The 17,103-nt window shown below is 43.5% G+C and carries 8 protein-coding genes and 1 pseudogene; 2 read left to right on the top strand and 7 right to left on the bottom strand.

Going from position 1 to position 17,103, the window contains the following annotated elements; translation table 11 throughout:
- Window positions 1-32 precede the first annotated feature (32 nt).
- The 3 genes from BUB16_RS02385 to BUB16_RS02375 form a co-directional block, all read right to left on the bottom strand.
- Window positions 33-3,413, bottom strand: a complete 3,381-nt coding sequence (locus BUB16_RS02385) for a SusC/RagA family TonB-linked outer membrane protein (RefSeq protein ID WP_084087974.1) — start codon at window positions 3,411-3,413, stop codon at window positions 33-35.
- Window positions 3,414-3,429: 16 nt separating this feature from the next.
- On the bottom strand, window positions 3,430-4,494 hold the full coding sequence (locus tag BUB16_RS02380; protein ID WP_073059228.1) for a FecR domain-containing protein: 1,065 nt from the start codon (window positions 4,492-4,494) through the stop codon (window positions 3,430-3,432).
- Between the two features lie 426 nt (window positions 4,495-4,920).
- Window positions 4,921-5,511 carry an RNA polymerase sigma-70 factor gene (locus BUB16_RS02375; protein ID WP_073059227.1) on the bottom strand — a complete coding sequence of 197 codons (591 nt, stop codon included), beginning with the start codon at window positions 5,509-5,511 and terminating at the stop codon, window positions 4,921-4,923.
- A gap of 755 nt (window positions 5,512-6,266) precedes the next feature.
- Here BUB16_RS02375 and BUB16_RS22005 point away from each other — a divergent pair.
- Together BUB16_RS22005 and BUB16_RS02365 are read left to right on the top strand one after the other, a co-directional pair.
- Window positions 6,267-6,548: pseudogene (locus BUB16_RS22005) on the top strand (transposase); the annotation flags it as partial.
- Window positions 6,549-6,559: 11 nt separating this feature from the next.
- A complete protein-coding gene (locus BUB16_RS02365) occupies window positions 6,560-7,423 on the top strand; it encodes an IS3 family transposase (protein WP_073059226.1) in 864 nt (287 codons plus the stop codon).
- A gap of 1,202 nt (window positions 7,424-8,625) precedes the next feature.
- Here BUB16_RS02365 and BUB16_RS02355 read toward each other — a convergent pair.
- From BUB16_RS02355 to BUB16_RS02340, 4 genes are all read right to left on the bottom strand, one after another.
- On the bottom strand, window positions 8,626-10,182 hold the full coding sequence (locus tag BUB16_RS02355; RefSeq protein WP_073059224.1) for an arylsulfatase: 1,557 nt from the start codon (window positions 10,180-10,182) through the stop codon (window positions 8,626-8,628).
- Window positions 10,183-10,258: 76 nt separating this feature from the next.
- Window positions 10,259-11,830 carry an arylsulfatase gene (locus BUB16_RS02350; protein ID WP_073059223.1) on the bottom strand — a complete coding sequence of 524 codons (1,572 nt, stop codon included), beginning with the start codon at window positions 11,828-11,830 and terminating at the stop codon, window positions 10,259-10,261.
- Between the two features lie 102 nt (window positions 11,831-11,932).
- Window positions 11,933-13,480 (bottom strand): RagB/SusD family nutrient uptake outer membrane protein, encoded by a 1,548-nt coding sequence (locus tag BUB16_RS02345; RefSeq protein ID WP_170864250.1) that lies wholly within the window; start codon window positions 13,478-13,480, stop codon window positions 11,933-11,935.
- 127 nt (window positions 13,481-13,607) lie between these two features.
- Window positions 13,608-17,036: a SusC/RagA family TonB-linked outer membrane protein gene (locus tag BUB16_RS02340; RefSeq protein ID WP_084087971.1), complete on the bottom strand. Its 3,429-nt coding sequence runs from the start codon at window positions 17,034-17,036 to the stop codon at window positions 13,608-13,610.
- Between the last annotated feature and the right edge of the window lie 67 nt (window positions 17,037-17,103).

The following is a 17,103-nucleotide window of genomic DNA, read 5'->3' as shown; positions in this document are numbered from 1 at the left end:
TTTTCTATATTCTTATATTTAATGCTCTTTTATTAGAAACTTACCTTAAGTCCAAGTGTCCATGTTCTTGGCTGAGGCACACCTGTTAACTCATCTGCATTTGTATCAACTTCCGGACCATACCAACTGGTAAAAGTATAAAGGTTATGTACACTCGTATAGACACCAAGTTTTCTGATTCCTATCGTCTGAGTAAAGGAAGTAGAAAAATCATAATTAACATTCAAGTTACTAATGCGCAGGTACGAAGCATCCCGTAACCAGAAATCTGATGCTGTGCTAATGTTATCGCCTGTATCAGCTAAATCAATCTTAGGAAATTCCCCATCCGGATTACGAGTTTCGTGAAATCTGTCGAGAATAAGCCGATCATGATTTTTAGGAAACTGGGTAAAGTAATGCAAGGTCCCCAAATTCCCTCCCACCAACAGGTTTCTGGTTATTCCCTGAATACCTTGCAGTTGTACATTTACAGTGATTTTTTTATAACCAACCGTCCCTGTTAAACCATAAGTTAGATCCGGATATCTGCTGGCCAGAATAGTACGATCATCGGCATCAACAACCCCATCACCATTTTCATCCACGAACCAAATATCGCCCACCTCTTTTCCAGCACGATGAGGATTATTATTCAGTTGCTCTTCGGATCTTATTATACCATTGGTTTTATAACCGTAAAATGAACGCAGGGATTTCCCCTCCACAATACCTGAGGTTTTCAGATCACGTCCTTCAAGATCTATAACTTCATTAGAAGCGGTTGTTACATTGGCTCCGAGACTATAATTCCAGTTTTGTGCTTGATAACGATAACCAAATTCAAGTTCAATGCCCGTGTTTTTTATATGCCCGGCATTAATATAAGGGTTACCACTTAAACCAGTTGAATTAGGTATCGGTTGGGCAAAAAGTAAGTCGCGTGTATCTTCAACATAAAAATCGGCAATGGCATAAATCCTGTTATCAAATATTTCCAGGTCAAAACCGAAATTCTTTTTTTCAGTACTTTCCCAGACCAGATCGGTATTAACGGCCGATGCAAGTGTATAACCCTGAAAAGCTTCATTATTCCGGGCATAATTCCAGTTAGTAAGACTGGCTTGGGTCCCATATGTACCAATACTTAACACATTACCCACAGTACCCCAGCTTACACGTAATTTAAATTCATTAAGCCAGTCTACAGATTCCAAAAATTGCTCTTCTCCCATTCTCCATGCAGCTGATACAGAAGGGAAAATACCATAACGATTAGCTTCATCCAGTCGGGATGTACCATCGCGTCTTACTGTTGCACCCAGTGTATATTTATCCTTATATGTATATCCTATACGACCAAATTGAGATTTAAAAGCCCAATCTGAAAAACTATTATTACTCGTAATTGAGGTAGGATCTGCTGCATTTAAATAACGGATTTCATTGGTGGGAGTTCCCTGTCCGCTTGAATACAATCTTTCATAAGTTTGTTCTTCAACAGAATATCCCAACATTCCTGAAAGTTGGTGATCTTCACCAAAGGATTTGTCATACTCTAATAAAAAATCAGTCACCCAGTGCAGCGTTTCACGATTATCTTTTGAAAGCGCATTTGTCGTTGGATCTTCCCACTGCCAAACAGGATTTGCTCCGGGCGTAAAATTACTTCTATAATCATTGGTCCACTCCATATTTCCTCTTGCAGTAAATTCAAAGTTATCAAGGAAAGTAAGTGTTAAGTAAAGATTACCAATTAATCCTTTCTGATTACGTTCTGAGGCCGTATTTTGTGCCATCCAAAGGGGATTTGAATACTGGTGTTCCAAATTTGTATTCCTAATTATACCCCAACCTCCGTCATCCTCAAAATTCCTGGTAAGCGGTACTTTCATAAGTGCTCTTTGATATTGTCCGACACTCCCAGATGTATTTGAGGTGAAAATATTTAGCGAATTTCCGAAGCTTATCCAATTGTTTATCTCATGGTCGGTATTTAACCTTAGATTATATCTGCTATAATCGAGCCCTTCTACCATCCCTTTGTTATTAGCGATGCCTGTAGATATATAATAATTTGATTTTTCTGAACCTCCGGCAACGGACAAGTCAGTATTGTATTGGTAGCCTGTTCGCCTGATCACGTCAAGCCAGTCCGTATCAATTCCCTCATACTTGGCCAAATCGTCATCCGTCCAGTTAGGCGTGACTTCAGCATTTTCGTGGGCTTCGGTATACAGGCGAAGCCATTCATCTGCATTTAATAACTCTACATCGAGATTACTCGACTGCTGAATTCCTGAATACGTATGTAAGTTGAATACAGGGTCCCGGCCACTTGAACCTCGCTTAGTTGTAATTTGTATAACTCCATTTGCTGCTCTTGATCCATATATAGCCACAGTAGAGGCATCCTTCAGAACTGTCACAGATTCGATATCATCACTGTTAATATTATCAATATCCGTTGTTATACTGCCATCAACCACAAAAATTGGAGAATTTGACCCACTTATAGACTGATCACCTCGTATTCGAATACTGGCGCTGGCTCCAGGCTCCCCCGAATTTGGTGTTATTTTCATGCCAGGTACATGTCCCTGTAAGGCCATGAGTGGATTGACAGCTGGTACGCGTTCAATATCTTCAGAGCTAACCTGAGAAACCGCCCCGGTCAGGTCATTTCTTCTCACGCTACCATAACCTATTACAACCATTTCATCACCCATTATAGCTTCGGGGGAAAGTTGGATATCAATTTGGGTCCGTCCATCAATGGGTACTTCCTGGGTCTGATAGCCCACAAACGAAACGACCAGCGTATCCTGAAGCGACTCCACAGTCAACTCAAAGTTGCCTTCACTATCTGTGGAGGTCCCGGTTGTTGTTCCTTTTACCAGTACATTAACTCCTGGCAGAGTTTCCCCAGAGTTACCATCTATGAGGGTTCCGGTAACCGACTGCTGTGACTGTTCATAGGTCTGCACTCTGCGTAGCTCTTTCGAGTGTTCAAATATGATTAGACTTCCCTTTTCGGATACGGCATAACGCAATCCGGTTCCCTCCAACAAGGTATAAATAACTTCATTCGCTGTAGTATTTTCAAAATATACCGTCACTTCTTTATCAATAGGCAGGACTTCTTTACTGTAGGAAAGTCTCATTCCGAGATCATTTGTTACCTGCTTCATTGCTTCCAGTAGTGGCACATCTTGAAAGTCAATAGATATAATCTGGTTTATAGAAGAAACAGACATTTCTTGGCTGGAGCGACTAACTAAAATATCAGATATTCCCTCCGAAGGAGCCAGCTTAGTATTCTCAATGTCTGATATTGACTGGCTCCATCCAAGCGCGAATGTACAGAAAATGAGCACCCAAGTGATACTAAATATTCGTAATGTTAAAGTCATGACTTTATACCTTTTTATCATAATCGATCCTTATTTATTAATTAAAAACCTGCTTTGATTCTTTGTTCAAAAATCTGACATATTGCTTGTCTTTTTCATAGCTTATGCCAACCGAAAGCGTAATAATCTCGAGAACTTCGATTATCGATTCCTTTTTAAATGTAGCCGTAACCGTACGATCTTCCAGGGCCAGCTCTTCAATCGTACATTCGATGTCGTACCTGCGCTCCAGTTTTTTTGCAACTTCTTTCAGGGGGGTATCCCTAAACACAAGTCGCCCCTCTGTCCATCCTATATAGCGCTCCAAATCATTAACCTCATTAATTGTCAGGTGATTCGTATCCGATAGCACCGCCCTCTGATTTTTTACTAATTCCGATGATTCATCTTCCATCTGGTGACTTCCTCCAAAAGCCACTCTACCTTCCTTCACAACAATTTGTACCTGTTCACCCGGATAAGCCTGTAAGTTGAACTGGGTACCCAGGACTTTAGTAAAGGATTCCCGGGCATGGATTAAAAACGGTTTATCGGGATTCTCGGCAACATCAAAAAAGGCTTCTCCTTCAAGATGTACTTCCCTGAAATCTCCACTAAATCGTGCGGGAACTTCCAGACGGCTGTCACTATTTAGCCAAACCTGTGTGCCATCACTTAATTTAAACTGACTTCGTTGTCCCCTTTCAACGATTAACTCCTGCATAGCAGGTGGTTCTTCGGATGTTGGCTGTTCCAGTGATAAAATTAGGGTGAGCAGCACTCCAACTATCAGAATAAGAGAAACAGCTACACGGTATCCCCAAATCTTATTGCGGTTTGTCTTTGACGAATAGCCTGTCTTCTTGACCTGGTCTCCAGATAGATTCACCAGTCGCAGTGATGTTTCTCTATCACCAATTAATTTCCCAGAAATATTTTCCCATGCTAAATCAACATCCCATTCTTCCTCTTGTTTGGATTCCCAAATATCTTTTAGTTCCTCGAATAGTTCTGCATGGTCCGGATCAGCTTCAATCCATGCCTCAACTTCTTTGCGTTGCTTTGATGAAGCTTCGCCGGAAATATATTTACCTACTTTATCCCAGGGTATTTCTTTTTTCATTGGATAGTGCATCTTGCCTTACGATTTTCATCTATAAAACAACTGAACATCCTGATACCCCTACAGCTATGAATTTTTTTTTAAGATTTTTGGGTGAAATATCACTTGAGACATCTGATCTCAACGTAAGCGAACGGATACGGGACAGTATTGCTAAAATCTCTTAAAACGCTGTCTATCTTTTTTTAGCCTGATAGGAAATAGCTAAAGTGCCAAGTTAGGACTACACAAAGCCGGGCATTTCGACATAATATCGGCATTGATGCCCCAATAAATTATATAATGTAAGGTTCAGGAAGAGGAAGTAAATGAGAACTATCAACAGAACTAGATCCTGGAGAGAGTACCATGAACGAAATATCGAATATACTAATAGAACGTAACCAAGCACACAATACTCTTAACTTCAGGTGCATTGTCGCGCCATTAAATCGAGATAAGCATGACCAGTATCATAATAAAATTATGATCAGCTACATAAGAACGCAGGTATTTAAGCGAACGGCCGATTTGCGTTTCTACCGTTTTAATAGATATATCCAGTGCATCGGCAATCTCCCTGTAAGTCAATCCGTGCTCACGGCTCATTTTAAAAATTTCCCGACGCCGTTCCGGAAGCTCCCGGATCCCATTGCGAATAACTTCTACTTTTCTTGCTATTAAAGTATCGGAATCTTGGTACCCTTTCCACTCCTTCATGCGGAGCTGAATTTCCGGCTCAGATTCCTGTTTTACTCTCTCATGCTTTTTATAGTTGAGTGCTCTATTACGAACTGATTTGAACATATAGGCTTTTGCACTCTCAAAATCGTCCCAAAGATCCTTCTGTTCCCATACATTCAGAAAGGTCGATTGTACAATACCTTCAGCTTCCTCCCTGCTGTTAACATAGCCAAATGCAAAGCTGCACAAACGCTCATAGGTGAGCCGGAAAAAAGCTTCGAATTCTCTTTTTTTCTGCCCCGTGTTCTCCCCGTATTTTTGTGCAGTATTATTATTGAACGGAACATCAGCCATATTACCCCACCCGTTGCTTCTTTTGATTTCTTAAAAACTGTCTGGATAGACCTTATCCAAACTTTCACCACTAATCCCTTAGCTATATTTATTAAGGATAGTTCCTTTTTAAAGTAGTAATCTTTAAATCAAAATCAAGTTATTTGAATTACATATTAAAAAAATTATGGCTTGGGCAATTTTTTCTGTAAAAATTACGCAGCTATGGCTGTTTGTTTAGTAGTCTTCCTCTGAAGATTTTTTTGTTCTTGTTGAAAGTCTTTGAACCCGTCCATCTTCAGGTCCCGACAACCCGTAATCCAATCCTATTGTACTTTGAGCAGGGCTCAAAATTGAGCCCCTCCCCGTAATTCACCCGGTCAGAAGTAGAGAATCGGGCGTTATGTGATGTTTCTGAATGTACTCATTCGGCGTTACATCTCATAGTGAGCTGTGAGGCCGGAAGGAGTTATATTCGGTCCTTACCCATCGAGTTTGTGCTAATTAAAGAGTTGAATGATCGATGTTTATCAAATAAAAATCTCGGGATAGAGTCTAAATCTATCTGTATTTTTTACTAGAACAAATTAAAAAAAGAGGAAAACGGTTCTATTAATAACTTATTTATATAAAACTATAATCAAACATTAGTTAAAGAAACTTAACTATTTAGGAAAGAAGTGAACTTGCTACATTTTGGTAGACACTCGGTTAAGGTATACCTTACGGTTATCGCATTAACCAAACCATACCATGAGTAAAAACAAACACGAACAACCTATACTGCTGAATTTAAATTAGACGTTGTCAATCAAAGTGAACACTGTGATAACATTTCGAAACTTGCCACCAATTTAGGGCTTCATCCGCAGCTCGTTTATCGCTGGCACAGGGAATTTAAATCCGACCCCGAGCGCAGTTTCCCGGGCAATGGGGTGGAAAAACAAACCCCGCAAGAAAAAGAGATAGCTCAACTACGCCGCGAGCTAACTGACGTTAAAACCCAGCGTGATATTTTAAAAAAGGCCATGGGCATCTTTGCCAACCACCCCAAGTAAGGTATCAATTTATGGACGAGTACAACGGTCAATTTTCCATAGTAAAGATGTCCCAGACCCTGGGCGTATCCCATAGCGGATACTACCGGTGGCGCGGTCGCGGGCCCTCAAAGCGCGCGCTGGAAAACAAGGAGTTTACCCAACAAATACGCCGGATCTGGGAAGCATCCGCAAAAACATATGGCAGCCCACGTATCCACCACCAGCTACTGGCCGACGGGGAGACCCTCAGTCGCCCGCGTGTAGCGCGTCTGATGAAAAAAGCGGGCATTGCTTCCCAAATCCGCCCGAAATGGGCTGCGACCACCGATTCGGGCCATGCCCTGCCGGTGGCGCCCAACCTGCTGGAGCGAAACTTTGAGGCCGAGCAATTGGCCAAGGCCTGGGTCAGCGATATTACCTACCTGCCGAGCTCCGGCGGCTGGCTGTATCTGACCACCATCATGGACTTGGCCTACCGGCAGATCATCGGTTGGTCGCTGGCCGAGAGCATGGCCACCGAGGCGACTACAGTCCCCGCCTGGAACCAAGCCTGTTCCCGGCGGCGGCCCGCCGAGGGACTCCTGTTTCACTCGGATCGCGGCATCCAATATGCCGCCGCGGACTTTACCGGCGCCCTGCAGACCTACAAGGTCACCCAATCCATGTCCCGCAAGGGAAATTGTTGGGATATTGCTCCGGCTGAGAGTTTCTTTAAAACCCTGAAAGCCGAGCTCCCGGCCGACACCAGCGGCTGTAGCTACTCCCAGGTGCGGCGGGTGCTGTTTAACTATATTGAAATTTGGTATAATCACAAGCGCCTGCATTCTTCCCTGGACTACCAAACCCCGGCCCAAACCGAACAGAATTTAACACAACAACCGGAAACCGCATGACGAGCTTAACTCACTGTCTACTTTTTTGTTGCAATTCCATACACATAATACATTAAACTTCATAGATCCCGTCTTAAGATTTAACCTTCTTGGATATGAACCTGAAGGATTAGATCTCCTCTCACAATTAGCTGATCATCAAAATTTAGATACTTTAAATATATTTTCTTTGAACCATGATACTTTATTCGAGAAATACTTTGCAGATTTAGACATAAATTATTTCGATGGCTTTGAAGAAGAGGACGGAGATATTATTTGGTATAACCCGAATTTTGATTATCAGAATAGCAGAGTAAAAATATTCAAGCATACAGGGTACGGCTAGAAGGGAAATTACCATCTGGATACATCCATTTATTGCTAATGTAAATAGGAAGACCGTTCCCTTTTAGAATCAATGAAATTTCTATTTCTGACAGATATTTCTGAGCAATTTTGTGGGCTAACTTCCTAAATTCTGTAGATTTAAAAGCCGGATTTATTTATAGATGTCCATGGTTTATAATTTTTAAGATAGGTATTATATACTCACTTTATATGATTTTGGAATTCAGGATCGACCATTAGCGCGTAATTATAATACATTCAAATGAATAAACTGGATTTCATGTATTAACTAACCTATCTGTTCCACCCATCATTTTTCAGTATTAACACGGCTCTGTTTAATTTCATATATAGCGGGATTTTCTACACCCATAATTCTTAATGCCTAATCAGATGCCATTGTCCCCGCCTATTGATACCAACAAAACCAAGATGAAGAAGTTGTTGTGTTCGTTTTTTGGCCTCTACCGGCTTCGATAAGCTTAAGACGTTAAGAACAACGTACTTTAACCGGCCAAAGACAGTTTTAAAAATCCTTCCTATTATATTTATCACTCTTAAGAAAATCCTATTTGTATTAACTGTATGACCCTACTTATCCTTTAATTGCTCAAAATTTTTTTGAAACAATTTTGTTATATATTTATTCCAGTACCTCATCCGGCAGATATAAACCACATATTCTCCTTCGTCTCTGACAGCATTAAATTGATGAAACGTAAATCAGAAAAGACAATTTATAAGTGGAACCCGTACAATCACACTTTGATGCAGGACTCATGCCTGAAACTTTTCGTCCTGCAACACAAAATCGAACAGATTCTTAGAAGAAGAACATACTTAAAACCCCAACTCCGGATTCAGGTAATTATTTAGTCTGCTAACGCTTCCATTCTAAAATGCTCTATGTCGGGAACTGTGTGCTCCCGTTCCATAATGGTCCGGATGCTGTCGACCACCTCCGGGTGCTGTCCGGCTACGTTGCGCTCCTCCCGGGTATCCTCCTCCAGGTCGTACAGTTCAATATCCAGGTTGTCCTCGGACATAATGTTCTGGCGGATCCCTTTCCACCGGCCCATCCGCACCGCCTGCTGGCCGCTGCTTGCCGGGAATTCCCAGTACAGGTAGTCGTGGCGGGGCTGATCCTCTTCGTTCCCCTGCAGCACGGGCAGGAAGCTGATGCCGTCGATATGCCCGGGCGGCTCCGTCCCCGCTACCTCGCTTAGCGTCGGCATGATATCCCAGAAGGCCGACAGGTGGTCGCTCGTGCTGCCCGCTTCAATTTGTGCCGGCCAGCTGGCGATCATCGGCACCCGGATCCCGCCCTCGTGCACCGAGCCCTTGACCCGGCCGTTTTGGTTGGAGAAGGGCCCCGCGCTGTCAAAATACTCGGGGCTAACTCCAAGACCGTTAAGCGGACCGTTGTCGCTGGTAAAGATAATCAGCGTGTTCTCATACTCTCCCAGTTCCTTGAGTTTGGCCACCAGCTGGCCCACCTGCTCGTCCAGGTACGAAATCATTGCCGCATAGGTGGCATTCGGGTAGCGCGCGGGCGTGTACTGCACCCTGCCTCCCCGGTCTTCTGATACATAGGGTTCTTCATCGCCGAACTTCTCCCGATAATGCTCGATCCATCGCCGGGGCGCCTGGAGAGAAACGTGGGGGATGTTGGTGGCAAAATACAGAAAGAAGGAAGTGTCCCTGTTTGCCTCTATAAATCTCAGGGCCTCCCTGCCCATTAGCTCCGGGGCATAGTCGGGCTGTTCGTGAAACCGCGCGTAACTTTCGGAATCATAGGGGTCGGCACCTTCCGGTAGTCCCTGGTGTGGGGGCACCAGCTCGTTGCTCAAGGCTACACGCTGGTTGTTCCGCCAAAGATAAATGGGATAGTAGGAATGAGCCTGCCGCTGGCCGTTGTATCCAAAGAAGAAATCAAAGCCCTGATTGTTGGGGACTCCTTCCGTAAACGGTGCGCCCAGTCCCCATTTGCCGATGGCCGCGGTTTTATAACCCGCTTGCTGCAGCACTTCTGCTATTGTAATGGTTGAGTCCGGAATCGGACGCTGTCCCTCCAGAGCCGGATTGGCCGCCATCTTTTCATAATTCCACACATCGCCCCGGGCTACCCACTCGTCATTACCCCGAATATAGGCATGCCCGGGATGCCTGCCGGTCATTAGCATATAGCGAGCCGGGGCGCAGACCGGCGCCCCCGAATAGTGCCGGATAAAGGTCATCCCATTTTGGGCCAGCGCATCGATGTTGGGGGTCTCGATTTTTTCCTGTCCGTACGCTCCTATATCACCATACCCCAGGTCATCGGCCAGAATATAAATAATATTCGGCTGCTCAGCCTCCTCGGGCTCAGTCGCTGCACACCCGGCAAGCACGCATAGTAAAATGGATAACGCGATACGGATATTGATCATATATCTATGATATATAATTCATTGGTTGCAAACTATTTCCCTGATGTGCCGGGTAATATTCAGTTCTCATTTTTTATTAATCCCCCAGCGCTTCCATGCGAAACCGTTCCAGCTCGGGGACCGTATGCTCGCGCTCCATGATGGTCCGTATGCTGTCGACTACTTCGGGATGCTGGTCAGCTAAATCGCTCTCTTCACGAATATCCTTTTCTAGGTTGTAGAGCTCGATCTCCAGATTTCCTTCCGTCATAATATCTTTCCGGATGCCTTTCCACTGGTTCATGCGTACGGCCTGTTGTCCCCCATAGGACGGAAACTCCCAGTATAGATAGTCGTGTTTCTTCTGCTCACTTTCCTCTCCTTTGAGGGTGGGCAAAAAGCTAATGCCGTCAACCTCCCGGGGTGGATTCACGCCGGCAATCTCACTGAGTGTAGGTAATACATCCCAGAAAGCAGACATATGGTCGGTAGTACTACCAGATGGTATAACGCCTTCCCATGTGGCAATCATCGGTACCCTTATTCCACCTTCATAAAGATGGCCTTTTACTCTTGATTGATTATTTTTGAAATTTAAAAAGGGTCCAGCACTTTTAAAATACTCGGGATTGACTCCGCCTCCGGTGGTAGGCCCATTGTCACTGCTAAACATGATCAAAGTGTTCTCATATACTCCCTGTTCCTTAAGTTTATCAACAATTGCACCGACCTGCTCGTCCAGATAAGAGATCATAGCCGCGTATGTGGCATTGGGATATCGGACCGGAACGTAACTTCCCTCCGTATACGGTTCTTCATTCCCAAACTTCTCAAGATAGTAATCGATCCATCGCTTAGGAGCCTGTAGAGAGACGTGCGGAATGGTTGAGGGTACAAAAAGAAAGAAGGGATCACTACGCTTGCCATCGATAAAGCCAAGGATTTCATCCAACATAACTTCCGCCGAATAATCCGGTTGATCATGAAATCGCGAGTAACTTTCCGGATCATACGGATCCAGATCTTCAGGAAGGTCCTGATGCGGGTTTACCAGCTCATTATCGAGCAGAATACGCTCGTCATTTCTCCACAAATGAGTTGGATAATACGTGTGCGCCTGCCGTTGGCAAAGATAACCATAAAAAAAATCAAAACCCTGATTGTTGGGATGTCCTTCGGAATTTGGTCCGCCATTCCCCCATTTCCCTCCGGCGGCTCCTGTCCGGTAACCCGCTTGTTTAAGTACCTCGGCAATCGTTACCGTGGAAGACGGCAGTGCAATCTGCCCTTCTATTTCCGGATGTTCAAACATCGCTTCAAAACGATTCTCATAATCATCCAGACTAACGCCCTCCGGCAGATCCCGGTCACCATTGGAACGAATATAGGCATGGCCAGGATGCTTGCCTGTCAACAACATATACCGTGAGGGAGCACAGACCGGAGATCCCGAATAGTGCTGGGTGAAGGTCATGCCATTGCGGGCCAGGGCATCGATATGGGGCGTCTCAATCTTCTCCTGACCATAAACCCCTAACTCTCCATAGCCCAAATCATCCGCTAAAATATAGACAATATTAGGCAAGTCATTTTTGTCCTGTGTATCGGCTGATTGACAGCCTGCACTCAGGACAAGTAAACAAAGTAAAATCGCATTAATATTTTTCATATTATTTTTTGTATTAGATCAAAAAGATAAAGTAGCGGCTAATGTAATAGCTTCACTTATTCCTATAACTTTGATGTTATCAATCTGGCTATTATCAACTGATTAGTAGCCGGGATTCTGCGTCAGATTAGAATTGATCGTCAATTCCTGTTCAGGAATTGGCCAAAGATAATGACGGTCAGGATCAAAATGACGGTTAATAATTCCCGATACAAACTGAACGGGTTCCGTTTCGCCCACCGGTATATAATCCATGCCAGGAACATTTCCCTGCAGTACATCTTCAGCTATACGCCATCTGATCACATCCCAGTATCTCAGACCTTCCATTGCCAACTCAACCATCCGTTCATTTCGAACAATCTCTCTCATCTCTTCCTGGGATTGACCGGTATTCGCTATTTCAGGCATATTTACATCAGGTCGTTGCCGCACTTCATTAATGGCATCGTATACACTGGCATCTATTTCGTTCAATTCAATCTTTGCTTCAGCATACATCAGCAATATATCAGCGTACCTCAATAAAATAAAATTGGTTCCGTTATTTGATCGATCGCTCATATCTTCCGGATTCACATATTTTCTCGTGTTAAATCCGGTATTGGTCCTATTTTGCTGAATAATAATCTCGTCAGCTGTCCCGGTTCCGGGTCTGTTTTCGTATATCTCACCATTATATAGTTCGCTTCCCGGCACATCATCAGAAAAAGTCGGAAGAAATAAAGTATATTCCAGTCTCGGATCTCTATTTGAATAGGGATCAAGTGGATCATACGATGGATCCTCTTCTATAGACAATCCGTTTTCTGTTTCATAGGCATCGACTAATATTCGGGTGGGACTTATTCCCACACTCCCATTCATCATACGGGGAGCATATGCTTCAAAAAAACTATGGGAATGATCATCTCGGGTATATTGGCGATCCAGGATCACCTCATCATTATTCTGGGCGGCGTATCCGAACAAATTTTCATAACTGTCATACAGATCGTATACGCCCAGGTTCATAACCTCAAGCGCAGCATCTCTGGCATCGGACCATCTATTATTATATATCATTGCCCGGGCCTTTAACCCCAAGGCTGCTCCTTTTGTAATCCGGCCTATATCATCCGATGAGGCATATTCAACCGGAAGGTTCCCGGCTGCCTGAGTTAATTCATTATCAATAAAATCAACGATCTCTTCCCGAGTAGCTGGCACCAGGCCACGTCCCTCTTCCACTGAAATTGAAGATGTGACAAGAGGAATATCACCAAACCAAAAACTCATGCGCATATACGTCATGGCACGGATTACCCGGGCTTCGGCCTGCAGGCGGGTCAGCAAGCTTTCAGAAGCGGCTGGATCATTCTCCTGGACTTTATCAACGTTTTCAAGAAAGTAATTAACCCTGCCTATCGTTTGATAATTGGAATCCCAGTAATTTTGAAATAACCCTGTACTGGCTCCATGCTCACCTCGCTGAATAGAAGCCCAGTCACCTGACGGAGACATTAGATTACCGATGTCCGAATATCTATCCCAGGCCATTTCACCGACTCCCGGCAATTCATTATAGATCGCATTAACGGCACTAAAAGCATCTTCCTCGGATTGCCAGTAGATTTCGCTATTCAGAGTATTCTGAGGGGTTGTATCCAAAATGCCCCCCTCACACCCTAAAAAAAGGATAGAGATACCAACTAACAAGAGTAAGCAAGATGATGACCAACGGTAAGTATTCATAAGATAGCCTGTTTTAAATTTTTAGAGATACAGTTTTATTTCTTTAAAATTTCACGTTTACTCCTACTGTATATGTTTTAGCGGGCGGATAGCGGTCTGCTCTTCCGGTTGGGGTTTCAGCATCTTTACCCCAGTCTTCCATTTCGGTGATAGTAAAAAAATTGGTCCCTCCTATGAAGGCTCGAACATTTCTGATACCAATTTTATCTGTTATATTTTCAGGTAAATTATATCCTATCTGAAGATTCTTCACCCTAATATAAGATCCATCTATTATCCACCATTCGGAAGGTTCTGTATTTTTAAGGGCAAACTTCTGTGGACGAGGAAAACGTGCATCTGTATTTTCAGGTGTCCAGTAATCCGTTGCCGCAGCCGGAGTAAATCCCGCCCAGCTTCCTGCTTCTGCATAAGCTCCGAATATCATCATGTCCCGTTTTCCTACCCCCTGAATCTGGGAATTAAAATCAAAGTTTTTCCAAGTTAAGTTAAGGTTGACTCCAAAATTAAAACGGGGGATCGTATTACCTATCACTTCCCTGTCATTAGCGGTAATCTGTCCATCATTGTTGGTATCGACATATTTGATATCGCCAGCGGTTCCATCAGCCGAGAAGGTAGGGTACCCCTGATCAATATCCTCTTGTGTTAAAAGACCATCTGTTTTATATCCCCATAGTGCATCAATCGGAGTACCCACCTGGCGTACGAGAGTATTTTTTTCAGCACTATAATAAGGTCCGGTTCCCGCCAAATCCAAAACTTTATTTCGGACGTCAGACAAATTGAAAGATACAGAATAAAAAACCTCGCTTAGCTGATTGCGATGTTCAATCTGAAACTCCCAGCCCGTATTTTGTACTTCTCCGGCATTTGTAGCGGCAGGATTAAGACCAACGGCTCCCGAAATAGGTAATTCCAAAAGGATACCTTCCGTATTCTTTCTATACCAGTCAATTACGACAGAGTATTTACCCTCTAAAAATGATACATCCAATCCGAAGTTTAACTGCTTCGTGGTCTCCCATCTCAAGTCTGTACTTGCCACACTATTTTTAGCCACACCAGTTACCGGGTTATTATTAAATACATACGTATTAGAAAGGATATTTAAATCATCAAAATAGGTATATAACCCTACATTTTGATTCCCTGTTTCTCCCCACGATGCCCGAATCTTAAATTCATCAACGGTAGTCTCCCAAGGCTCCCAAAAAGATTCTTCGGACAATACCCAAGCAAGAGAGCCCGAAGGAAAGAAAGAATATCTACTACCTTCAGGAAACCGAGAAGATCCGTCATACCTTAAATTAACTTCAAATATATATTTCTGGTCATAATTATAATTAAGACGACTAAAAAATGACCTCAATCCCCAATCGTTTATTGTACTCCCAATGTCTCTCGTTTCGGATTCTGTTAGTGAGAGATCTCTTAAATCATTGTTGTATAAGTTTCTGCCACTGGCATCAACACGTTTGTAATCAAATGTTTCTTGAGAGTATCCCGCTAAAAAATCAAATTGATGCACATCTATCCCAAAACTGTAATCAAGTGTGTTATATAAAGTAGTTTTAAGAGTCTCATCCCTGCGTTCAGTCAACGAATTGATTTGTCTCTCCCTGAGTACCTGATCCGGATTGAAATAATCCCTGATCTGATAGGTTGGATAATTTTCTTCTCGTATAAACCGCTCTGCTTCTACAGCAACCCGAGAAGTAAAAGCCAAACCATTTGTAATATCCCAAGTACCCGAAATATTGCCTATGGTATAGTAATCTCTTTCTGCAATACCTCCGCTTATATCGGGATCAAATTCAGCTAATACATTTTGGTTTTGGGGACTTAAACCATACGTGCCATCAGGATACCGGGGGACGGCAAACTGGGTTGCATGATCGAATAGGCGCATTGGACCACTTGCACCGGGAGTGCTTCGAGGTGTCCCAAACAGATCATTTCTCCCTATTCTCAAGTCGGCCGTAAAACTTAAGTAGTCTGTTACATAAATATCATTGTTTAATCGCAGCTGGTATCGCTGTGCATTTGTGTTGGGCATAAGTCCTTGCTGGTCAAAATGACTGGCGCTTGCATATGTGCTCAGATGCTCTCCCCCTCCAGATATAGAAATTGAATTTTTGATCATGGGTGCATTATCCCGAGGAACTATATTGTACCAGTCATTCGGAAGAGGATAATTCAGGGGATCACTTTGCGAAACATATTTCTGTATGTCTTCCTCAGAATATATGGGTGGGTCGCCAGCGTTTTGATATGCAATATTTTGTTGGCGCAAATATTCTTCGGTAGCCATATGCTCCGGTTTGAACGTCAAATTTTGAAAATCAATACTCGAGTTCAAATCGACCTGAATCGATTCTCCTTGTCCCCTCTTCGTTGTAATTAACACAACTCCATTAGCGGCTCTTGATCCGTAAATAGCCGTAGAGGAGGCATCTTTCAGGACGGTAATTGACTCGATATCATTTTGATTGATATCTTCATATGATTGTTCAACCCCATCTACAATAAATAATGGGTTATTATCATCAAGTGACGTTACTCCCCTAATTCTAATTTGGGCTTGTGATCTTCCCGGAGCACCGCCCAAATCTGATACTGTCACGCCCGACGTCAAACCCTGCAGAGCTGTCGTCACATTGACTGAAGAGGTCCTTGCGGCAACATCTTCACCTGAGATGCTGCTAATAGATCCGGTTACCTCCCGTCTATCTTGTGTTCCATACCCAACCACTACCAACTCTTCTCCTGCAATAGCTTGGGGCTGCAATACAACATCAATTTCTGTTCTTCCGCTTATTGGCACTTCCTGTGTTTGATATCCCACAAATGAAACCACGAGTGTATCCTGCAAGGACGGGACGGACAGCTCAAAACTCCCTTCAGTATCAGTTGATGCCCCAGTTGTTGTTCCTTTTACCAATATATTCACCCCGGGCAGGGTTTCGCGGGATTGCCCGTCCGTAACAGTACCGGTAACGGTCTCTTGGGTGGCGGCAGGAATTTGTTGGTGAGAATTATTAGCGTCTTTTTGCTCCAATAGTACCAGCTGCTTGTCGGCAGAAACAGCAAATCGCAGGCTGGTTTCTGCCAGCACCGCCCAAAGCGCCTCCGCAACGGTAATCTGCTCTAAACTCGTGGTTATAGAATGATCTTTTTCTGCCAGCAGCTTGCTGTTGTATACCATTTCCAGATTAGCCTTTACGGCTATTTTTTTAATCGTCTCCAGCAGAGGGACCTCATGTACGGATATAGAAATAATTTTATTGAGTACCGTAGACTCATCAACTTCCTGAGTTATGGGTATCCCGTTATATACCACCCTGTTCTTCTCAAGCGTGGCCATCCTGTCCTGACCCACAGCAACGGCTGAACACACGAACAATACCATCCCTATTTGCACTATCTTGCCCATCCCCTTCAAAATCGAATGCCGTATTTTATTGTCCATAACTGTTACTTTAATCGTTATTGATTGTCAATTAGTTTAAAATGATTATTTGCATCTATGGTGAATT

This window comes from Fodinibius roseus, assembly GCF_900129315.1.
In the GTDB taxonomy this organism is placed as follows: domain Bacteria; phylum Bacteroidota; class Rhodothermia; order Balneolales; family Balneolaceae; genus Fodinibius; species Fodinibius roseus.
This window is presented reverse-complemented; position numbering and strand designations above follow the sequence as displayed.